Origin of the sequence: Pseudomonas sp. JAI111 (assembly GCF_024809425.1) — a bacterium.
GTDB lineage: Bacteria > Pseudomonadota > Gammaproteobacteria > Pseudomonadales > Pseudomonadaceae > Aquipseudomonas.
In genome coordinates, this window is record NZ_JANUCB010000006.1 from 1 (window position 1) to 20,032 (window position 20,032).

General features: G+C 60.8%; 17 protein-coding genes and 1 pseudogene. 7 read left to right on the forward strand and 11 right to left on the reverse strand.

The genetic code is table 11. The features are described 5' to 3' along the window. Positions 1-496 precede the first annotated feature (496 nt). A complete protein-coding gene (locus tag HNR03_RS19055) occupies positions 497-1,471 on the forward strand; it encodes a D-glycerate dehydrogenase (protein ID WP_259155180.1) in 975 nt (324 codons plus the stop codon). A 39-nt stretch (positions 1,472-1,510) separates the two neighbouring features. Here the strand turns inward: HNR03_RS19055 and HNR03_RS19060 are convergent, their stop codons facing one another. Next, a complete protein-coding gene (locus tag HNR03_RS19060; protein WP_259155181.1) occupies positions 1,511-2,413 on the reverse strand; it encodes a DMT family transporter in 903 nt (300 codons plus the stop codon). Between the two features lie 292 nt (positions 2,414-2,705). On the opposite strand from HNR03_RS19060, the gene HNR03_RS19065 reads away from it, so the two are divergent. Then, on the forward strand, positions 2,706-3,587 hold the full coding sequence (locus HNR03_RS19065) for a helix-turn-helix domain-containing protein (RefSeq protein WP_259155182.1): 882 nt from the start codon (positions 2,706-2,708) through the stop codon (positions 3,585-3,587). 125 nt (positions 3,588-3,712) lie between these two features. Here HNR03_RS19065 and HNR03_RS19070 read toward each other — a convergent pair whose 3' ends face one another. From HNR03_RS19070 to HNR03_RS19090, 5 genes are all read right to left on the reverse strand, one after another. Then, the gene (locus tag HNR03_RS19070) at positions 3,713-6,142 is read right to left on the reverse strand and encodes a TonB-dependent receptor (protein ID WP_259155183.1); all 2,430 of its coding nucleotides are present in this window, start codon (positions 6,140-6,142) and stop codon (positions 3,713-3,715) included. A 214-nt stretch (positions 6,143-6,356) separates the two neighbouring features. Next, complete coding sequence (locus HNR03_RS19075; RefSeq protein ID WP_259155184.1) at positions 6,357-7,346, reverse strand: FecR family protein; 990 nt, start codon at positions 7,344-7,346, stop codon at positions 6,357-6,359. Then, positions 7,343-7,906 (reverse strand): RNA polymerase sigma factor, encoded by a 564-nt coding sequence (locus HNR03_RS19080; RefSeq protein WP_222589844.1) that lies wholly within the window; start codon positions 7,904-7,906, stop codon positions 7,343-7,345. Before HNR03_RS19080 ends, HNR03_RS19075 begins: the two co-directional genes overlap by 4 nt. 326 nt (positions 7,907-8,232) lie before the next feature. After that, positions 8,233-8,640 carry an HPF/RaiA family ribosome-associated protein gene (locus HNR03_RS19085; RefSeq protein WP_222589843.1) on the reverse strand — a complete coding sequence of 136 codons (408 nt, stop codon included), beginning with the start codon at positions 8,638-8,640 and terminating at the stop codon, positions 8,233-8,235. A 213-nt stretch (positions 8,641-8,853) separates the two neighbouring features. Next, a complete protein-coding gene (locus HNR03_RS19090) occupies positions 8,854-9,801 on the reverse strand; it encodes a LysR substrate-binding domain-containing protein (protein WP_090188243.1) in 948 nt (315 codons plus the stop codon). Positions 9,802-9,937: 136 nt separating this feature from the next. On the opposite strand from HNR03_RS19090, the gene HNR03_RS19095 reads away from it, so the two are divergent. The 3 genes from HNR03_RS19095 to HNR03_RS19105 all read left to right on the forward strand — a co-directional run bounded on the left by HNR03_RS19095 (position 9,938) and on the right by HNR03_RS19105 (position 13,208). Beyond that, on the forward strand, positions 9,938-11,314 hold the full coding sequence (locus HNR03_RS19095) for an L-serine ammonia-lyase (RefSeq protein WP_259155185.1): 1,377 nt from the start codon (positions 9,938-9,940) through the stop codon (positions 11,312-11,314). 59 nt (positions 11,315-11,373) lie between these two features. Next, on the forward strand, positions 11,374-12,675 hold the full coding sequence (locus HNR03_RS19100) for a serine/threonine transporter (RefSeq protein WP_259155186.1): 1,302 nt from the start codon (positions 11,374-11,376) through the stop codon (positions 12,673-12,675). Positions 12,676-12,890: 215 nt separating this feature from the next. Continuing rightward, positions 12,891-13,208 carry a DUF3509 domain-containing protein gene (locus HNR03_RS19105; RefSeq protein ID WP_090188252.1) on the forward strand — a complete coding sequence of 106 codons (318 nt, stop codon included), beginning with the start codon at positions 12,891-12,893 and terminating at the stop codon, positions 13,206-13,208. Here HNR03_RS19105 and HNR03_RS19110 read toward each other — a convergent pair. Next, positions 13,205-13,705 carry a phosphate-starvation-inducible protein PsiE gene (locus HNR03_RS19110; RefSeq protein ID WP_222589840.1) on the reverse strand — a complete coding sequence of 167 codons (501 nt, stop codon included), beginning with the start codon at positions 13,703-13,705 and terminating at the stop codon, positions 13,205-13,207. The two genes, HNR03_RS19105 and HNR03_RS19110, sit on opposite strands and share 4 nt — an antisense overlap. A gap of 268 nt (positions 13,706-13,973) precedes the next feature. Here HNR03_RS19110 and HNR03_RS19115 point away from each other — a divergent pair. Then, positions 13,974-14,228 (forward strand): annotated as a pseudogene (locus HNR03_RS19115) (YebG family protein); the annotation flags it as partial. 167 nt (positions 14,229-14,395) lie between these two features. On the opposite strand, the gene HNR03_RS19120 reads toward HNR03_RS19115, so the two are convergent. The 4 genes from HNR03_RS19120 to HNR03_RS19135 form a co-directional block, all read right to left on the reverse strand. Next, positions 14,396-15,505, reverse strand: a complete 1,110-nt coding sequence (locus HNR03_RS19120) for a dihydrolipoamide acetyltransferase family protein (RefSeq protein WP_259155187.1) — start codon at positions 15,503-15,505, stop codon at positions 14,396-14,398. A gap of 27 nt (positions 15,506-15,532) precedes the next feature. Then, positions 15,533-16,522, reverse strand: a complete 990-nt coding sequence (locus HNR03_RS19125) for an alpha-ketoacid dehydrogenase subunit beta (RefSeq protein ID WP_259155188.1) — start codon at positions 16,520-16,522, stop codon at positions 15,533-15,535. After that, a complete protein-coding gene (pdhA, locus tag HNR03_RS19130; RefSeq protein WP_259155189.1) occupies positions 16,515-17,609 on the reverse strand; it encodes a pyruvate dehydrogenase (acetyl-transferring) E1 component subunit alpha in 1,095 nt (364 codons plus the stop codon). The genes HNR03_RS19125 and pdhA overlap by 8 nt, the downstream gene beginning before the upstream one ends. Before the next feature lie 100 nt (positions 17,610-17,709). Continuing rightward, the gene (locus HNR03_RS19135) at positions 17,710-18,729 is read right to left on the reverse strand and encodes a Glu/Leu/Phe/Val dehydrogenase dimerization domain-containing protein (RefSeq protein ID WP_259155190.1); all 1,020 of its coding nucleotides are present in this window, start codon (positions 18,727-18,729) and stop codon (positions 17,710-17,712) included. 186 nt (positions 18,730-18,915) lie between these two features. On the opposite strand from HNR03_RS19135, the gene HNR03_RS19140 reads away from it, so the two are divergent. Continuing rightward, on the forward strand, positions 18,916-19,719 hold the full coding sequence (locus tag HNR03_RS19140; protein WP_222589834.1) for a SirB1 family protein: 804 nt from the start codon (positions 18,916-18,918) through the stop codon (positions 19,717-19,719). Positions 19,720-20,032: the final 313 nt, after the last annotated feature.

A 20,032-nucleotide genomic window follows, 5' to 3' on the forward strand; every position in this document is an offset into this window, starting at 1 on the left:
GTAATCGGCATACCGCGAGCTCAACCAATGTTGGCCAGAAGCTCAAGACAGCTTCCTCGGACAGGCCTTATACATAAATGCAACCGGGTAGCAGTATTTGAAAAGCAGGTAGTCAGTGTGGGCGAGTCCATACATAAGGGCGAAACCCTAGGTGGCCGTTACCGCAGAAATGGATATGTACACCTGAAAGAAAATGGTCGGCTATCAGGCCGCCTTCGCGAGCAAGCCCGCTCCCACAGGGTTCGGTGTACACCTGCAGGAGACTGGTCGGCTGGCAGGTCGTCATCGCTGGCAGGCCAGCTCCCACAAGGTTCGGTATACACCTGAAAGAGACTGGTCGGCTGCCAGGCCGCCATCGCGAGCAAGCCCGCTCCCACAGTTGGGCCGGGTACATCCAAGAGAACATGGTCGGCCCAAAGGCCGCCACGCAACTCGCACAAAAGCGAAGAACAATGCTAGCGTGCCAAGCATTCAAAAAGCCCCGACGAGCCCCCTCATGAAAAAGACCGTCCTAGCCTTCAGCCGCGTCACCCCCGAAATGGTCGAGCGCCTAAAACAAGACTTCAACGTCATCGTCCCCAACCCGAAAGACGGCGACATCAACGCCCAATTCAACGAAGCCCTGCCCCACGCCCATGGCCTGATCGGCGTCGGCCGCAAACTCGGACGCGAACAACTCCAAAACGCCACCCAACTCGAAGTCGTCTCCAGCGTCTCGGTCGGCTACGACAACTACGACGTCGCCTACTTCAACGAACGCGGCATCATGCTCACCAACACCCCCGACGTCCTCACCGAAAGCACCGCCGACCTCGCCTTCGCCCTGCTCATGAGCAGCGCCCGCCGCGTCGCCGAACTGGACGCCTGGACCAAGGCCGGCCAATGGCAAGCCACCGTCGGCGCGCCGTTGTTCGGCACCGATGTACACGGCAAAACCCTCGGCATCGTCGGCATGGGCAACATCGGTGCCGCCATCGCCCGTCGCGGTCGACTGGGCTTCAACATGCCGATTATCTACAGCGGCAACAGCCGCAAGACCGAACTGGAACAAGAACTCGGCGCCCAGTTCCGCACACTCGACCAACTCCTGGCCGAAGCCGATTTCGTCTGCCTGGTCGTCCCGCTCAGCGAAAAAACCCGGCACTTGATCAGCCATCGCGAACTGGCACTGATGAAACCCAGCGCCATCCTGGTCAACATCGCCCGCGGCCCGGTCGTAGATGAACCCGCCCTGATTGAAGCGCTGCAAAACAATCGGATTCGCGGTGCCGGCCTAGACGTCTACGAAAAAGAACCATTGGCCGAGTCGCCATTGTTCCAACTGAAAAACGCCGTGACATTGCCGCACATCGGCTCCGCCACCCACGAAACCCGCGAAGCCATGGCCAACCGCGCCCTGGACAACCTGCGCAGCGCCTTGCTGGGCGAGCGACCGCAAGACCTCGTCAACCCGCAAGTCTGGAAAGGCTGATTAAAACGGGCAGACGTTTTCAAGCGTCTGCCCATCAAATCAAGCCAACTTGCCATTCCCCTGCACCATCGGCGCCTTGGGTTTACGAAACACCAGCACGTTGCCCAACATCACCAGCACCAGCCCTACCAATGCCGGCGCGGTCCATTGATAGCCTTCGGCAAACGCTGACACATTCAGCGCCACGATAGGGAAAAGCACGGTGCAATACGCCGCACGCTCCGGCCCCATGCGCCCGACCAGTGTCAGGTAAGCGGTGAAACCGATCACCGAGCCCGGGATCACCAGGTACAGCAGCGAACCGACATACCGCGCGCTCCATTCGATGTCGAACGGGATGCCTTTGACCAGACACCATATCGACAACATCGCCGCGCCATAGGCCATGCCCCAGGCGTTGGTGGTCAGCGGTTTCAGACCGGCCTTCTGTTGCAAACTCGACAGCATGTTGCCGGCCGAGAAACACAGGGTTCCCAGCAATGCCAGGCCCAGCCCAAGCAAGGTTTCCGGGCTGGCGGTATGTCCGGCCAGTTCAGGCCAGAACAACAGCCCCAACCCGAACAACCCCAGCGCCCCGCCCATCAATACGTTACGGGCGATTTTCTGACCGAAAAACACCCGCGCATTCAAGGCATTCCACAGGGTGGCGGTGGAAAACACCACGGCGACCAGGCCGCTGGGAATCCACTGGCTGGCGGTCAAAAAGCACATGAAGTTGACGCAGAACAGGCACAAGCCCTGCGCCAGGCAGATCAGATGTCCTCGACGGTTCATCACTTGCAAGCGACGACTGAGCAGCAAAATCACGAACAGCACCAACGCCGCAAGGCCAAAGCGATAGACGATCGACACCGGAATCGCCACCACCCCCAGCTGCCATTTCAGGGCAATCCAGGTGGTTCCCCAGATCAGCACAGTCAGCAAATACAACGACAGGTTCATGGCAAACACTCCTCAATAGGCGTTCAGTGTCCTGCGCCACACCTTTTCGCACTTGCATAAACTTGCGCTTTTGTCGGCCCGGAGGCTGGCACGGCAAGGCCTACGGAGTAGGATGCAAGGCGTTGGAGAGAAGCGATCATGCCCGCACGAGTGTCCTGTCTCTCAAATACGTTCCTCTTGTGACGAGGGGCTGTTGCTGTCAGGCAAGGCGCCGTGACGAGTCATAGCCCGCTATGGCGAGGAGCGGCAACGCAGCATGGCGGCAACAGACACCGTCACAAAGGAACAGTATTTGAGAGACAGGACACTTGAATCACTGCAAGTCTTTCAAGCTCTTAACCGCTCGCCCAATGCTCGCCTTGAGCACAGCGCCGAGCTCGGTGACGGCATGGCTGCAGCCTTGTGGAGCAACCATCACGATGCCCAGGACTATGAAGCTCCGAGCCATCACACCTTGTCCTGTTACATCGCCGGCGGCACCGGTACGTTTCGCCGCGACCAGCCCGGCACCAAGGGCGGCCCGGACAAGCTGTGCATTCTGCCGGCCGAGCATCAATCGGGCTGGGTGATCAATGGCGACATTCGCCTGGCCCACGTGTATTTCAGCCCCGAACAATTCGCCCTCGGCTGCGTCACGCTGCTGGACCGCGAACCGCGCGAACTTCAATTGCGCGAAGCCACTTTCCTCGACGATCCGCTGCAAGCCCGGCGTTTTCGGCACATGCTCACACTCAACTGGGACGAACCCGGCGAACGCCTGCTCACCAGCAGCCTGGCCCATGAAATGCTCAGCCACGTCTTGCTCGGTCAGGTCGGCATGCGCGAGGGGTTGCGGCTCAAGGGTGGATTGGCGGCGCATCAGCGGCGGCAGTTGGTGGAGTTCATCGACACTCAATTGGCCGAGGCCATCAGCCTGGGACAATTGGCGGCGTTGTGCGCGTTGTCCGAATACCACTTTGCGCGGATGTTCCGAGAGAGCTTTGGCTTGCCGCCCCATCAGTATGTATTGGCGCGCAGGCTGAGCCGGGCGCGGGAGTTGTTGCGTTCAACGTCTCAGCCGCTGGGAGAGATCGCACTGGCGTGCGGGTTTGCCAGCGCAAGTCATTTCACCAATCGGTTTCGGCAGGCTCTGGGCGGGACGCCTGGGGAGTACCGGCAGGCGTTTTTGCGGTAATCCTGAAATTTGCAGTGAATGTCAGGCCGCCATCGCGGGCAAGCCCGCTCCCACATGGGATCTGTGGCGCTCATAAATCCTGTGGGAGCGAGCCTGCTCGCGATGAACGATGACGCGGTCTTCGATCAGAACTCCAGCGTGCTGGACAGTGAGATCTGCCGCGAATCCCCCATCGACACAAAGAACCGGCTCGCCGCAGACGTGTAGTATGTGCGATCAAAGAGGTTCTTCACGTTGAGCTGAAACTTGACCTTCTGCCCTTCGACCTTGGTGTCGTAGGTGGCGAACGCGTCGGCCACGGTGTAGCTCGGCAGGTCGAAATCGTTGACTGCGTTACCCGCTCGCTCGCCGACATAACGCGCACCCGCGCCGACCCGCAACTGATCACCGCCCACAATCGTTCCGAAGTCATAGACCGCCGACAGCGAGCCGCTGTTCTTGGCGACGTTTTGCAATTGCTTGCCCTTGTAGAGCGGGTCTTCCGTGACTTCGGCGTCGGTGTAGGCATAGCTGCCGATCATGCTCCAGCGATCACTGAGCTGGCCGCTCACATCCACTTCCAGGCCACGGGAACGCACTTCACCGGCGGCGCTGTAAATCGTCACCGGGCCTTCGGAGTTGGCCACCAGCACGTTGCGTTTCTTGATATCGAACAGCGCGATGTCGCCGGTGATGCGCCCTGGCATGTCGAGCTTGGCCCCGATTTCCCAGGACTTGGCTTCTTCCGGCGCGATGCTGCCATCGAGCACGGTGCTGCTGCCGCTCAACGGTGCGATGGTCGAGTTGGGTTTGAACGATTCGGTGTAGCTGCCGTAGAACGACAGTTCATCGGTGAAGCGATAGACCAGGCCGGCACGCGGCACCCACTTCTGCCCGTTGCCGTCGGTGTTGGCCTGGAACGGCACGCCTTTGCCGGCGTACTGGTCGTATTCCTGGAAGCGCCCGCCAGCCACCAGAATCCATTGATCCGTCAGGTGGATCGAGTCCTGCAGGAAGATCGAGTCGCTGCGCAGTTGATCGGTCTGCGCGCTGTCGGCCGGGCTGACAGTGGTCCCGGCGACTTCGCGGCCATAGACCGGGTTGACGTAGCTGAAGGTGCTCAGGCTTTTCTGGCGGATCAGGTCTTCGCGGTAGATCTTGCGGTACTCGTCATCGATGCCGACCACCACGTCATGTTGCAAGCCCAGCACATTGACGTTGCCTTCGAGACTGGCGGTGGTGAAACGGTCGGTGCTGATCGCATTCTGCGTGCCGTCCATGCTGCGGGTCAGCGTGCCGTTGTTGGTGTCGATGGCCGTAATGCGCACCTGGCTGGCGTCGTAGGTTTCACGGTTCCAGCTGTAGCCGAAGTGGGCTTTCCAGTTGTCATTGAGTTCGTGATCGGCCTCGAAGTGATACAAGTCCGAACGGCCTTCCATGTTGTTGAACGGCTCGTCCAGGCGCTCGTTGCGCGAGATGTCCAACGGGTGGTTGGTACGTGGATCGATGACGGTGCCACGGTCGAACGGGGTCAGGAACTCGCGGTGTTCGTAGGCGAACAACAGCGTGGTGCTCTCGCCGAACCAGGCCAGTGACGGCGCCACCAGCGTCTCGCGGTGGGTGCCGAAATTGCGCCAGTAATCTTCGTCTTCATGGTCCAGCACCATGCGGTAAGCAAGGCAGGAAGTGCCGAGTGCGCCGGTGCTGTCGAGGCCGCCACCGCTGCCGTTCTTGCCGTCGCCGTAGGTCGAACCGCGCAAGTTCAGGGCGTTGTATTGCTCAAGCTCGGGTTTCTTGCTGACCATGTTGACCACGCCGCCCGGGTCTTGAATGCCATACAGCAGCGAAGCCGGCCCCTTGAGCACTTCGACGCGGTCGACGCTCGCATTCATGCCACGGCCCTGCACGATCGGCATGCCGTCGCGCATGATCGAGCCGTTGCGGTTGTCGCCGAAACCGCGGGTCATCACAGAATCCTGGGTACTCGCCAGCGTGTTGCCTTGGGTGATGCCGCTGACGTTGGCCAGCGCGTCATCGAGGTTGCGCGGCGCCTGATCGCGAATGACCTGGGCCGGGATCACGTTGACGGTCTGGGGGATTTCCTGGAGCAAGGCCGATGAGCGCATCACCGAACTGGTCGGCGGCGGTTGGTAGCTTGTGGATTGATCGGCCACCGAGGTAATGGTGGTCGCGCCCAGATTCAACGTGCCGGCGGTGGGCAGCGGTTCCAGTACAAAGGTGCGGGCATCGGTAGGGCGGAAGGTCAAACCCGAACCGCTGAGCAAACGCTGCATGGCCTGCTCGGCGCTCAAAGGGCCATTGATCGCCGGAGCGGTGAGACCGTAAGGCGCTTCATCGGTATAGACGACGCTGATGCCGGTGAGGCGGCTGAAATCGCTCAGGGCCTGAGGCAGCGGTTTGGCGGCGATGGCGAAGCTGAACGGCGGGCGTTGCGGCGTGCCGGTAGCCTCAGCGGCCGACGCGATGCTCAACGGCAGCAACGCCAATGCCGAAAAGCTCAGTGCGGAGGCACCCAACCATTGTTTGACCGAACCCGATTTTGCCCTGGACTTCATTGCTCAATGACCTGTGTAGAACCTACGGAATGCGAATGACTCGCAGTTTCAGTCACTACACGGATGGGGCTCGGGTTTACCTCATCAAAATGTTGAAAATAATTTAATTGAGTGTCGGTGGTGTTGATCAGGCCCCATCGCGAGCAGGCTCGCTCCCACAGGGGAATGCATTCCAAATGTGGGAGTGAGCCTGCTCGCGATGAGGCCAGCCGCCTCAGCGCAAAATAATCAGATGCTCCATCACCTGGGTCTGCTCAAACCCCACAACCCCCTGCAACGAACTCAACACCGCTTGCGGGTCCTTGCTCGGGAAACTGCCACTGACCCGCCGCGCCGCCAGCTCATCGTTGAGCAACACGATCCGCCCCGGGTAATAACGCTGCAGATCCTGCACCACCTCGGCCAGCGTGGCCTTGTAGTAATTGAGCCAGCCCTGACGCCAGGCCAGCTGCGCTTCGCTGTCGACGGCGTGCAGTTTTTCCGCCGAGCCCTCGCCGTACGCCACTTGCTGGCCGGCGGTCAGAATTTGCTGCTCGGCTTGTTTGTCCGCAGTCACGCCGACCCGCCCGGACAGCACTGTGACCCGCGCGCCGTGCGGTTGCAGGCGCACTTCAAACTGCGTGCCCAACACCCGCGCCTGACCCTTTTCGGCGTCGACCACAAACGGATCGCCGGTGTGCGTCACGCTGAAAAAACCGGCACCGCGGCGCAATTGAACGTGGCGTTCACCGCGACTGAAATCCACCGCGATGGCGCTGTCGGCATCCAGCGTGACTTGCGACTGATCGGCTAATGTCACGGTTTTGATTTGCCCCGGTGCCGAGACATAGTCGGCGCCCAGATCGTCGATCCATCGCAACGGCTGCCATCCAACGCCGAAACCGATCATCAGCAACAGACACGCCGCCACGGCCAGCGCGCCCGACCAACGCAGCACGCTGTGGCGGCGAGAAGAATTGATGGCATTGAGGTAACCCTGCAAGGCGAACGCTTCTTCATCGGCCAGGGTTCGTGCCGGCCCTTCACTGAGTTCCCACAGCACTTGCGCCTGAGCATAGGCCTCGGCATGCGCAGGATCGGCCTGTAGCCAATGACTGAACGTGAGCTGGTCGCCGCTGCTGGGCTGGTCGTGCAGCAGGCACAGCCAAGCCAAAGCGGCCTGCTCTTGCGCGGGCGTCGGAGTGACGCGGTCGAATGGGTTCACGGTGCTTTCCCTGGCGTGCGCGTGGGCGGTTCCCGCAGGCTGGCCTTGCAGGCCTCGAGGGCGCGCATCATGTGTTTTTCCACGGCGCTTTGGGACAGGCCCATGGCCGTGGCGATCTCGGCGTATTTACGACCGTGGATGCGGTTGAGCAGAAAGATGTGCCGGGTGCGCTCAGGCAGCGCGCGCAACGCTGCTTCGACATGACGCAAATCGTTGCCCGCCTCCAGGGCGGCTTGCGGCTCACTGCCCTGGCTGTCTGGCGGGTCCGGCGCCCAGCCTTCGTTGACCCTTACGCGCGTGCCTTCGCTGCGCAAGTGATCGATGGCGATGTTGCCGGCGCAACGCAGCAGGTAAGTGCTGAGCTCCTCGACTTGCACCAAAGGTCGACGCCAGAAGCGCAGGAACAAGTCCTGCACCAGATCAGCGGCGGTCGCCTGGCAGCCGACACGCCGGTTCACCAGTGCTTCCATTTGCGAGCGCTGGGACAGGAACACCTGAAGAAAATGCGCGCGGGCACCCCGGTGTTCATCGTCGCGCAATTCCGGGGGGCTGGTGATCATCGGCTTGGCAACTGCGTCAGCGCCGCAACGCGATAGCCGCCCAGCATCCGGCAAGTGACAGCCAGTCGGTAGGAAGCGGAGAGCGTGCTGATCTTGCCTTTCATGCGTCGACCTTGAAACGGTGAGGCCGCGTGAACGTCACGCGGTCAACAAGGCCGCAATACTAATGATAAAAATTCTCATACGCAAAAACTGATTCAATTGCCGGATGCCGTCCTGCGTCGACAGGTGTTGAGCAGCCCCTCTGAACGTTCTCGACACAAACAAAAACGGGCCTGCATAAGCAGACCCGTTTGTCAGTGGAAAGGTAGAAAGTGACTCAGAACTCAGCCGTTTTGTGCAGCCTGTTCGTTTTCGAGAAATTCATCTTCCAGCAGCGCATCGGCTGTGGTTTTCTCGAATGGCACAACAGCGGCACGTGGTTTGCCCCGCAGTTTGCCGAACAGGTGATCCAGTGCATGTTCAAGTTTTTCGGCCGCACCGTCGATTGCTTGCTCCAGGGTGTCGGCTTTATGGGTGACAGAAATCGGTTGGTGGCCTTTTGGCCGCGCTTCCAGCTGGCAGCGCAAATCGTGTGGACCGGGCTTGTCGCCGTTCTCGTCCCTCAGATGAACCTCGACGCGGGTCAGGTTCTCTTCATATCGTTCGAGCGTGCTCTCAATGGTAGTACGTACCCACTCCTCCAGTCGGATGCTGCTTTGAATATGGTTATCACTGTTGACTTGGATTTGCATAGTTCATCCCTTATTTCAGCTAGCTCGCGAGAGGCCCTTCGGCTAGCCCTTGGGCGTCATCACCGTGACCTCTTGGTTACACAATCGGTCTGCTCGCCGAACATTTCAACCCCTAAAAAAAGATAAATCCGGATTCGCAGAAAAAGCCGGACAAGGAGCAAAAGCGCTGTTAAGGTCGGGAGTTGGCTCGCAGCGCTCGTTTGTCATAATTGCTCACATCTGCCGTTCCGCCAGTGGATGCAAGCTGCGAAAAACCGCCGCCTCTTCTACCAACCAGTCATGTACCGCACGCACGCCCGGATGGCTCAGCGCCCCCGGCGCATAGAGCAACACATAGCGCTTGTGATTGGGCACCGCCAGGCCAAACGGCACAATCAATGTCCCCCGCTCCAGTTCATCGTTGAGCAAAGTTCTTCGCGCAATCGCCACGCCCATGCCGGCAATCGCCGCTTCGATGGTCAGGTGATTGCGGTTGAAGGTGTGGCCGCGCCGCACGTCCGCGCCCTCGAAACCGATGGCGTTGAGGTAAAACTCCCATTCCGCGTACTCGTAACTGCCGCGCCAGGCGGTGATGTCGTGCAACAGCGGAAAGTGCACCAGATCCGCCGGACCGTGCAGCGGCGGCCGGCCACGCAACAGGCTCGGGGCACAGACCGGAAAGATCTGCTCGTCGAGCAAGGTTGTGGATAACAAGCCCGGGTAGCTGCCGTCATTCAGATCGATGGCCAGGTCGAAATCACCCTCGTGAAGCGGCACGCTGCTGTCCTCAGCCACCAGACGCAATTGAATGTCCGGAAAGCGCTGCTGCAAGCGCGGCAATCGCGGTGTCAGCCATTTGCTCAGGAATGACGGAATCGAACGCAGCCGCAGAATTCCGCTGATCATTCCCGCGTCCAGTCGTCGCAATTCCGCATCGATACTGCCGTAAGCCTCATTGACCGTGATGGCCAGTCGCTGGCCTTCTGCGCTCAACTCCACGCCCCGAGCGCGACGGTGAAACAGTCGAAATCCCAGCCGCTCTTCCAGTTGGCGAATTTGCTGACTGACCGCACCCGGCGTGATGTGCAGCTCTTCGGCGCAACGGGTGAACGACAAGTGCCGCGCGGCACAGGAAAACACGTGCAGCCAGACGTAAGTCTGGGCGTGCAATTGGCGACTCATTGTTTAGTCCTGCTAAAGGCTGTCTTAGGAAGTTTCGTTGGTCACGTCGGACCGAGGGAGGCAGTATCGCCGACATTGCGCTTGTCCTACAAAACATGGCAGCGATTCCTCTTCCATTGCTTGTATAGGCTTTAGCATGACTATCAGTGTTTTCGATCTCTTCAAAGTCGGCATCGGTCCGTCCAGCTCCCACACCGTCGGCCCGATGCGCGCCGCGGCGACCTTCGCCCAGGCACTGATTGACCAGCATTTGCTGGACGCCGTACGTCGGGTAGAAATCCGCCTCTACGGTTCGTTGTCGGCCACAGGCGTCGGTCACGCCACCGACCGCGCCTGCATCATGGGCCTGATGGGCGAATGGCCGGACAGCATCGATCCGACCACCATCGAAAGCCGAGTCCAGGCCCTGCGCGAAACCGGCGAACTGTCTCTGGCCGGCAAAACCACGATTGCCTTCAACTGGCAACGCGATCTGCTGCTGCTCGACGAGAGCCTGCCCTACCACCCCAATGCCATGTCCCTGACAGCCTTCGGTGAAAACGGCGAGTTGTCGGAGCAAACGTATTACTCGATCGGCGGCGGTTTCATCATTGAAGCGGCCGAAGCCGAGTCCGGTATCGCGCCGACCAGTGACGTGGTGCTGCCATACGATTTTTCCAGTGCCGCCGAATTGCTCAAGCTCTGCAATCAGCACGGGCTGCGGGTTTCAGAACTGATGATGGCCAACGAACTGGCCTGGCGCAGCGAAACGGAAATTCGTCAGGGCCTGCTGCACATCTGGTCGGTGATGCGCGAGTGCGTCGAGCAAGGCCTGCGTCACGAAGGCATCCTGCCCGGCGGTCTGAATGTTCCGCGCCGCGCGGCGAAATTGCACCGCAGCCTGCTGGAAATCGGCAAGCCCAATGTCATCACCTCCACCCTGTCGGCCATGGAATGGGTCAACCTGTTTGCCCTCGCCGTGAACGAAGAAAACGCGGCCGGCGGACGAATGGTGACGGCGCCTACCAACGGTGCGGCCGGGATCATTCCGGCGGTGCTGCACTACTACATGAAATTCAACCCGGATGCGTCGGACGACGACGTCGTGGCGTTCTTTTTGGGCGCGGCGGCCGTCGGCATTCTCTGCAAAAAAAACGCATCCATCTCCGGCGCCGAAGTCGGCTGTCAGGGCGAAGTCGGTTCCGCCTGCGCGATGGCCGCCGCCGGTCTGGCCGATGTGCTCGGCGCCACGCCGGAACAACTGGAAAACGCCGCCGAAATCGGCCTGGAACACAACCTCGGCCTGACCTGTGATCCGGTCGGCGGCCTGGTCCAGGTGCCGTGCATCGAGCGCAACGCGATTGCCGCCGTCAAAGCCATCAACGCCACGCAAATGGCCCTGCGCGGCGACGGCAAACACTTCATCTCCCTGGACCGGGTCATCCGCACCATGCGCGATACCGGCGCCGATATGCACGACAAATACAAAGAGACTTCACGGGGCGGCCTGGCGGTGAGCTGGGTGGAGTGCTGAGGAGCATTCCCTGCCGCAACACGTGAGCCCGAGCAAGAATAATAACGAGGCCAATACCGATGACCGATGTACGTACACCTGCTGCCGATAATCCCGCTGTAGACCTGACACGCCATACCGAAATTGCCCACAAGGGCTGGAGTAAACACGACACCACCTGGATGCTCGGCCTCTACGGCACGGCGATTGGTGCAGGCACGCTGTTCCTGCCGATCAACGCCGGCGTGGGCGGTTTCTGGCCGCTGCTGATTCTGGCCGTGCTGGCATTTCCGATGACCTACTTTGCGCACCGGGGCCTGACCCGCTTCGTGCTGTCTGGTCGCTCCGGTGACATCACCGAAGTGGTGGAAGAACACTTCGGCATCGGCGCCGGCAAACTGATCACGCTCCTGTATTTCTTCGCGATCTTCCCGATTCTGCTGGTGTACAGCGTGGCGCTGACCAACACCCTGAGCAGCTTCATGGAGCATCAGTTGCACATTGCCCCGCCACCCCGGGCGATCCTGTCGCTGGTGCTGATTCTCGGCCTGATGGCTATCGTCCGTTGCGGCCAGGGCGTGATCGTCAAATGCATGAGCGTGCTGGTTTACCCGTTCGTCGCGGCGTTGCTGCTACTCGGCCTCAGCCTGATTCCGAACTGGAACGGGGCATTTTTCGCCACCGCCAGCGAGGGGATGCCGCTGCCGTTGTTCTTCAAGACGCTGTGGCTGGCGATCCCGGTGATGGTGTTCTCGTTCAATCATTCGCCGATCATCTCTGCCTTCGCCGTCGATCAGAAACAGCGATATGGCGAGCAGGCTGAGCGCAAGAGCAGCGGCATCCTCGCCATCGCCCACGCGATGATGGTGGTGACGGTGATGTTCTTCTGCTTCAGCTGCGTGCTGGCGCTGTCCCCGGCGGACCTCGCGGCGGCCAAGGCGCAGAACATTTCGATCCTGTCGTACCTGGCCAACCACTTCCAGACCCCGGTCATCGCTTATGCCGCGCCGTTGATTGCGCTGGTGGCGATCACCAAATCCTTCCTCGGCCGTTACATCGGCGCCAGCGAAGGCTTCCAGGGCCTGATTGTGAAAAGCCTGCGCGGCCGTGGCCGAGTGATGTCATCCGGTTGGCTGAACCGCATCACCGCGCTGTTCATGATTCTCAGCTGCTGGGCCGTGGCCACGTTCAACCCGAGCATCCTGGGCATGATCGAAACCCTCGGCGGGCCAATCATCGCGTGCCTGCTGTTCCTGATGCCGATGTACGCCATCCGCCGCGTGCCGGCCTTGCGCCAGTACTCGGGGCAGGCATCGAATGTGTTCGTGGTGCTGATCGGTTTGATTGCACTGTCAGCGATCATCTACTCGTTCATGCCCTGAAACGGGCAGGCAAAAAGAAGGCGGGACTCAGTGCCCGCCTGTTTTTTGCCGGGTTTATTGTTCGACAATTTTTCCGGCATGCCCCTTGCTACATCACCTGCGAGGCAAAAGGATTTTTGAAACCTCGGCGAGCAATCTGCCAATGGTCTGGTGGGGCGAACCAACCCGATCATGGCCGGTCAACTACTGCACGTTCAATCAGGCGGTGACGCATCATGGACAACCCCTTTCAGCTCATTACCGATGCCTTTGCGCCGGACTATCAGATCAATCTGAGCATTCAAGGTCTGGACGGCAGCATCATGCTGACCCTTTCCAATAGCGGTCGTGTGGTCGCCAAACGGATGATCAGCGCCGAACAACGCAATGATCCCAAGCGCCTCAAGCGCCTGGTGCAAAGCATTCAGTTCGGCATCGCTATCGAACAGGGTCACAGCGCCATGACCATCCTCGAAGCCATGACCGACGGCGACAATCGCAACCTGCCGCCGCCCTCGGTGAAAGGCCAGGCTCGCCCGGCCAGCAGGCTTTAGAGCTCGCCCTTCTCGACTTCGGGATGTTCACTGGACCCCGCACCAATCTTGCGCTGCGGGTGTTCGATCTTCACTGAAGGGAACTGCGACGACGCGTAGCGCACCACCAGAATCGAGAACGCCAGCAGCAAAATTCCGCCGCACAGGTAGATGATGCCGATGTCCGGCGGATTGTGGTGCGAGACGTTGGAGATCAACAGTCGCGTCAGCGCCGTGATCGCCACGTAGATCAGGAAACGCACCGGCATGTGGTTGGTCTTGAAGTAAATCCCGACCATCGCCCCCAGTTCCAGGTAGATGAACAGCAGCAAGATGTCATCGATCTTGATGTGCCCTGCCTCGATCATCCCCAAAAATTCCATCACCGCCGCCCATGCGGTCACGGCACCAATGGCGAATAGCGCCATGTAATGAAAGGTCTCGACGAACAGGTTGCCCAGCGACTCGGCAAGTTGATGCACGTTCTGCCGCAGGTTCTCGGCCCAGTTGATTTTCACGATGATGCTTCCTTAGGTCGGTTCGACCGGATAATGCGGGTTGGACGTGACGGTTGTTCTGCATGCAGAAAAAAGGCCAGAGGCACCTTCGACATGATGGCGATGTGCTCCAGTGCGCGCTCCGTGGCGTTTGGTCGCACCCGCTCCCTGATTTCGGTCTACATTAAAAAGCCACTACCCAAAGACCAGGGATTCGCTTATCCTTTTCGCTGTATATAAATACAGTGGTCGAAACAGACAACTAATGTGAAGGCATGTGAGGTGGTGAATGGCCGTCGAAGTGGTATACCGCAGCAGCCGAGATCTGGAGCGCTTGTTCATGGATAAAGCCGAAGCTGACCGTCATGACAAAATGCTCGAACTGGCCGAATTGCTGGCTGAAGTGTTGCAAAAAGCCGTTCCGTCCCTGAGCGAGCAGCAAGTGGAAGAAGCCGGCATCTACATGGCGAAGAATCGCGATGTGTTTGCCAAAGCGTTCAAGAGCCAGCCGGACGCCCTGTCCGAACTGCTGAACGCACCGGCTGAAGTGGTTGAAAAGGCTGCACCGGTTGAAGCGCCTGCACCGGTTGAAGCAGAGGAAGCTGCACCCGCCAAGCCCGCCAAAGCGGCCAAGGCAACGAAGTAAGCAACGCCCGAATTGAATAGGCCCTGAGTCAAATGGCTCAGGGCCTTTTTCATGCCCGCAAAAAATCAGGCCTCGGGTTGCTCCAGGGCATCGACCAACGCCTTGAAGAACCGCGCCGCCTCACCGCCGGTCACCACGCGATGATCGAAGGTCAGCGACAGCGGCAGCACCGGATGCACCACTACCGCGCCATCGACCGCCACCGGCTCGTCGCGAATCGCGCCAGCGGCGAGGATTGCCACTTGGGGCGGCACCACCACCGGGTTGGCGTAGCGGCCGAACAAAGTGCCGAAATTCGACAAGGTCAGGGTGGCGCCCATCATTTCCTTGGGCGGAATCGAGCGTGCCTGCACGTCGGCGCGCAAACGCATGACGCCTTCTTTCAAGTCCGCCGCCGAGCGTTGGCCAACATCGCGTAGCACCGGCACAAACAAACCGTCCGGGGTGTCGACAGCGATGCCCAGGTCAAGCCGTTCGTGTTGTTTTAGCGACAGGGTCTTGCCGTCAAACGCACTGTTGAGCACCGGTTCCACCGCGCAAGCTGCCGCCATGGCCTTGGCCAGTCGAATCAACGGCTCCCGCGCCTGGCCCCAACGATGCAGGTCTGCGTCACCAAAAATCGTCACCGGCACCACTTCGGCGTGGGAGCGGGCCATGTTCAGTGCCATGCTGCGACGTACGCCGCGCAGCTTCTCGCCGCCGAACCGTTCACGATCGTTCTGGGCTGCGCTTTCCACGTCGCTGCGGATGATCAGCCCATCGTTGCCGGAACCTTTCAACCCGCTCAGTTCCACGCCCAGTTGTTGGGCGAGTTGACGCACGGCAGGTGTGGCTCGAATTGCCAAATGCTCTCGGGTCGAAGGTGCCGCGCCGATAAAAAAAGAATCCTCCTGACTGTTGCCGCCGCCCTCGAGCCGTCCGACCACGGTGCCCGCGTCCGCCTCGCCTTCGTAACCGAGCAGCGGTTCACCGACGTGAATGATGTCGCCCTCGCCCCCATAAAGTTTCGCCACCACGCCGTCATAGGGCGCAGGAATTTCCACAAGGGCCTTGGCGGTTTCCACCGACACCAGCAGTTGATCGGTCTTGACGGTGTCGCCAACGCTGACATGCCAGCGGACAATCTCCGCTTCCTGCAAGCCTTCGCCCAGATCCGGCAATTTGAAATATTTCATCGCGGCCTCCTTGGGTCAGGCGTCTCTTTAGAAGTGGTGCAGCAGGACGTTGTCGCAGGCCTGAAGAATGTCGTCGACGTTAGGCATGTACAGCGATTCCAGCCGGTACAACGGCGGCGGAATGTCCGGCGCGGTGACGCGCTGGATTGGAGCCTGCAATTCAAGCAACGCGCGCTCATACAGGCTCGCGGCGATTTCCGCGCCGACGCCACAGGAGCGCGGTGCTTCGTGGACGATCACGCAACGACCGGTCTTGCGCACCGAGGCTTCCAGGGTGTCGAGGTCCAGCGGTTTGATGCTGGCAACGTCAATTACCTCCGCCGAGACGCCCCGCTCGGCCAGTGCCGTCGCGGCTTGCAGGGTTTCCATGACGCTGGCGCCCCAGCTGATGAGGGTGATGTCGTTGCCTTCGCGCAGGGTGAAACAGCTGTCCAGCGGCAAGCGTTTGCCATCGTCGACCAGGGTTTGCGGGTTCATCCGATAGAGCCGGGTCGGCTCCAGAAACACCACCGGGTCCGGGTTGTCGATGGCCGCCAGCAGCAAGCCATAGGCCCGGGCCGGTGACGAGGGAATGACCACCCGCAGCCCCGGAATGTGCGCGAACAATGCTTCGGTGCTTTCGCTGTGATGCTCCGGCGCGCGAATCCCGGCGCCCATCGGTGTGCGCATGACCATCGGGCAGGTGATCCGCCCCCGCGTGCGATTGCGCATGCGGCTGGCGTGGGACACCAGGTGCTCCATGGCGGCGTAGATGAAGCCCATGAACTGAATTTCCACCACCGGTTTCAAGCCTTGCGCCGCCATGCCGATCACCAGCCCACCGAGCATGGTTTCGGCCAGCGGTGAGTCGATCACCCGCTTGAAACCGAAGCTGTCGCGCAGCCCTTGGGTGGCGCGAAACACGCCACCGTTGACCCCGACGTCCTCGCCCAGAACGATGACGTTGTCGTCTTCGCTCATGGCCCGGTGCAGGGCCAGATTCACCGCTTCCAGCAACGTGAACTTGCCGTTACTCATGGCCCGGACCTCCTGCCCGACGCGCCGCCCGCTCCAGTAACCAGTCACGCTGCTCGGCCAAGGCATCAGGCCAGGTTGCGTAGACGTGATCCAGTATCGATTCAGGGGCCTGAATACCCGCCGCTTCAAAGTTATCTACAGCGCGCTGCACCCGGTCCTGGCATTCGCTGATCAATGCCTGCTCCCGGCTTTCGTCCCACACACCTTGCCCGACCATGAAACGTTGCAGGCGTTTGACCGGTTCCTCGAGCCAGGCGTGCCGGACCTCGTCCGCCGACCGGTAGCGCGTGGCATCGTCCGCGGTGGTGTGATCGCCCAGGCGATAACTCACGCATTCGAGCAACACCGGGCCTTTGCCGTGGCGCGCGCGTTCGAGGGCCGCTTGCACCCGGTCGTAAACGGCGAGCAAGTCATTGCCGTCGACCTGTTCACCGTGGAACCCGGCACCGATGGCTTTCTGCGCCAGGGTCGGCGCGCCGCACTGAATCCGTCGCGGAACCGAGATCGCCCATTGGTTGTTGTTGACCACGAACACCACGGGCAACTGCCAGGCGCCAGCGACGTTGAGGGCTTCGAGGAAATCGCCTTTGCTGGTCGCGCCGTCGCCGCACGTGGTGACCGCGACCCGATGCTCGCCACGGATCTTGAAAGCGCTGGCGACGCCGCAGGCATGCAGGGCTTGCGTGGCGATGGGCACGCAAATCGGAAAGTCCTCGGCCACCGCCGGTTCAGCGAAATCGCTGCCGCGTTCATCGCCGCCCCAGTACAGCAGGATTTCTTCCATGCGCACCCCGCGCATCAATTGCACGGCGGTGTCGCGGTAGTACGGCACCAGCACGTCTTCGGCGTGCATCACGCTGCCAATCGCCACGCCGATGGCTTCCTGGCCCAAGGTCGGCGCATAGGTGCCGATGCGCCCGGTGCGTTGCAGGGCGACGGCTTTCTGATCGAAGAGGCGGGTCAGGACCATTTGCCGATAGAGGCGCGTCAGCAAATTGAAATCGTCGGCCCAGGCTGGAAGTTCGCCGAGCAACTGGCCGTCAGGGGATAAAAACCGGGTGTAGGGCAGCTCAACCTTGTGAAGCATCACAGGGCTCCTGGCACGCGGGGTCGGCGTGCGGTTAACCGGCCCGACGCTTGTGGCGCCGGGCCTGTGGAGCAAGTTTGCCGGGTAGGCTCTCGCCCCTTTATCGATACAAGACTTTCTCCGCCAACTCGTCCGCCACTCGCGCTGGTGAGCGTTTTTCCGCCTGGGCATGGGCGAACACTTCGGTCAGCCGTGAGGCGATTTTCGACAGGTGCGCGGTAATGGTCGTGAGCTCTTCACCCCGGTGTTTGAGCGACACGTAGATCAGCCCGCCGGAATTGATCACGTAATCCGGGGCATACAAAATGCCGCGCCGCTCCAGTTGATCGGCGACCTCCAGGTGAGTCAGCTGATTGTTTGCCGAACCTGCCACCGCCGAGCAGCGCAGTTGCGTCACGCTGTGACTGTTGAGCACGCCGCCCAGGCCGCAGGGCGCAAGAATGTCGCAGGGTGTGCTGAGCAGCGCGTCGTTGGCGATCGGGTGAGCGCCCAATTGCTCCATCGCCAGTTGCACCTTGCCGTGATCGATGTCGCTGACCAACAGTTCGGCGCCGGCGGCGTGCAGTTGTTCCGCCAGGGCATAACCGACGTTGCCCAAACCCTGGATGGCCACGCGCAAGCCTTCGAGGTTGTCGCTGCCCAGGCGGGCCATCGCGGTGGCACGAATACCGGTGAATACGCCCATGGCAGCGTGAGGCGCAGGGTCGCCCGCCGAGGTGGTGCTGGTGACGTGTTGGGTCTGTTGAGCGATGCAATCCATGTCCGCAACCGAGGTACCGCTGTCGATGGCGGTGATGTAGCGACCATCGAGTTCATTGACGCAGCGTCCAAACGCTTCGAACAACGCAGCGCGGCTTTCCACATGGGCGGGGCGAATGATGACGGCTACCCCGCCGCCCTGAGCCAGGCCAGCCAGCGCGGCCTTGTAACTCATGCCTTGGGCAAGGCGAATGGCATCCTCGACCGCTGACTCGTCGCTGGGATAGGCAAGGTAACGACATCCGCCCAGGGCAGGCCCCAGACGTCTGTTATGAATGGCAATGACCGCCTTCAACCCGGTGACCGGGTCGACGCTCAGATGCAGCGATTCAAGGCGAGTGCTTTGCATGAGAGCGAACATCGTAAGGCTCCCGAATCACTTCTTGTAGTCGCCCCAGTATAGGCTTGCGCCCAAAAATTGCAGAAGCGCACCGGAATAAGCAGCGCTGCGATACAGCGCTTTCAGACATAACCCGAAGCCGCCTGTGCGCAGCACTGGACGAATGCCGGAGACGGGGCTAAAACGAGGCATTGCCCGGAGATTTAGATGACGCCCCGCCAATGTTTCTTTGCCTGCCTGCAACGATCACCGCCCGCGCTGTTCGAGGCGGCGCTGTGGATGGCAGCCGAGCACGACAAGGCGCTGAACCCGGAAAAGGTCCTGGCAGACTTCAACGACCTGCAGCAGCGGGTCAGCTATGGCTTGCCGATGTTACCCGTGAGCGAACTGGCCCAGCCGCTGCTTCGGCGCATGAATGACCTGGGGTTCGCCCAAGACGACTTCACGCCGCTGCGCCCGCAGGTGGCGTTGATTCATAAGGTGCTGGAATTGCGGCGCGGCCAGCCGTTGTCGCTGGGACTGATTGCCCTGGAATTGGCCAGACGCCTGGAGATTCCTTTGGTCGGGGTCAATTTCCCCGGGCATTTCCTGCTGCGGGTGCCGGGCGCCGATCATTTGCTGGACCCCTGTGGCGGGCGTCGGTTGTACCCCAACGATTGCCGTGAACTGCTGCAACGCCAGTACGGACCGAACATGCAACTCGGCGCCGACCACTTGCTGACCGCCGACCCGGTGCAGATGCTGCAGCGCCTGTCGCGTAACTTGCGCCAGTTGCACCTCTCCCACGATGACTACATCGGCGCCTTGATCGACGCCGAACGAGTGCTCGAACTGGGCAACGCCAATGCCTCCGATTACCTGGCCCGGGCCAGCCTCTACCAACGCCTGGATTGTCCGAACGCCGAGCGCTTTGACCTGGAGCATGCGTTGCTGCTCAGTGATGACCCGATCCAGCGGCTTCGCCTGACTGAACGGCTGGGGCATCTACCGCCCAACGCAATCGTCCATTAAACGCAGATCCATTGTGGGAGCGAGCTTGCTCGCGATGGCGGTAGTAAATCCAACATCAATGTGTGAGTCAGACCGCTATCGCGAGCAAGCTCGCTCCCACATCGTAATGCTGTTCACTTAAGAACGTTTTGGGGTTGCGGGTTGCGGGTTGGGTACATATCCGTTGCTGCGGTAACGGCGGCTTAGGGTTCCGCCCTGACGGCGGGTTACTTGGAAAAGCCTGCGCGGCCCGACGCCAAGTAACCAAGCGCTTTTGCCCCTGACGTTCGGTGCCTCGCCTGGGCTCGGCATGCCCTCGCTCCGGTCCTGCTCC

Coding starts and splice junctions, on each gene's coding strand:
- HNR03_RS19090 (WP_090188243.1), bottom strand. CDS start 9,801: ATGAGTCGCCAATTGCACGCCCAGACTTACGTCTGGCTGCACGTGTTT.
- HNR03_RS19085 (WP_222589843.1), bottom strand. CDS start 8,640: ATGCAAATCCAAGTCAACAGTGATAACCATATTCAAAGCAGCATCCGA.
- HNR03_RS19060 (WP_259155181.1), bottom strand. CDS start 2,413: ATGAACCTGTCGTTGTATTTGCTGACTGTGCTGATCTGGGGAACCACC.
- HNR03_RS19070 (WP_259155183.1), bottom strand. CDS start 6,142: ATGAAGTCCAGGGCAAAATCGGGTTCGGTCAAACAATGGTTGGGTGCC.
- pdhA (WP_259155189.1), bottom strand. CDS start 17,609: ATGCTTCACAAGGTTGAGCTGCCCTACACCCGGTTTTTATCCCCTGAC.
- HNR03_RS19080 (WP_222589844.1), bottom strand. CDS start 7,906: ATGATCACCAGCCCCCCGGAATTGCGCGACGATGAACACCGGGGTGCC.
- HNR03_RS19105 (WP_090188252.1), top strand. CDS start 12,891: ATGGACAACCCCTTTCAGCTCATTACCGATGCCTTTGCGCCGGACTAT.
- HNR03_RS19120 (WP_259155187.1), bottom strand. CDS start 15,505: ATGAAATATTTCAAATTGCCGGATCTGGGCGAAGGCTTGCAGGAAGCG.
- HNR03_RS19135 (WP_259155190.1), bottom strand. CDS start 18,729: ATGTTCGCTCTCATGCAAAGCACTCGCCTTGAATCGCTGCATCTGAGC.
- HNR03_RS19140 (WP_222589834.1), top strand. CDS start 18,916: ATGACGCCCCGCCAATGTTTCTTTGCCTGCCTGCAACGATCACCGCCC.
- HNR03_RS19095 (WP_259155185.1), top strand. CDS start 9,938: ATGACTATCAGTGTTTTCGATCTCTTCAAAGTCGGCATCGGTCCGTCC.
- HNR03_RS19055 (WP_259155180.1), top strand. CDS start 497: ATGAAAAAGACCGTCCTAGCCTTCAGCCGCGTCACCCCCGAAATGGTC.
- HNR03_RS19125 (WP_259155188.1), bottom strand. CDS start 16,522: ATGAGTAACGGCAAGTTCACGTTGCTGGAAGCGGTGAATCTGGCCCTG.
- HNR03_RS19100 (WP_259155186.1), top strand. CDS start 11,374: ATGACCGATGTACGTACACCTGCTGCCGATAATCCCGCTGTAGACCTG.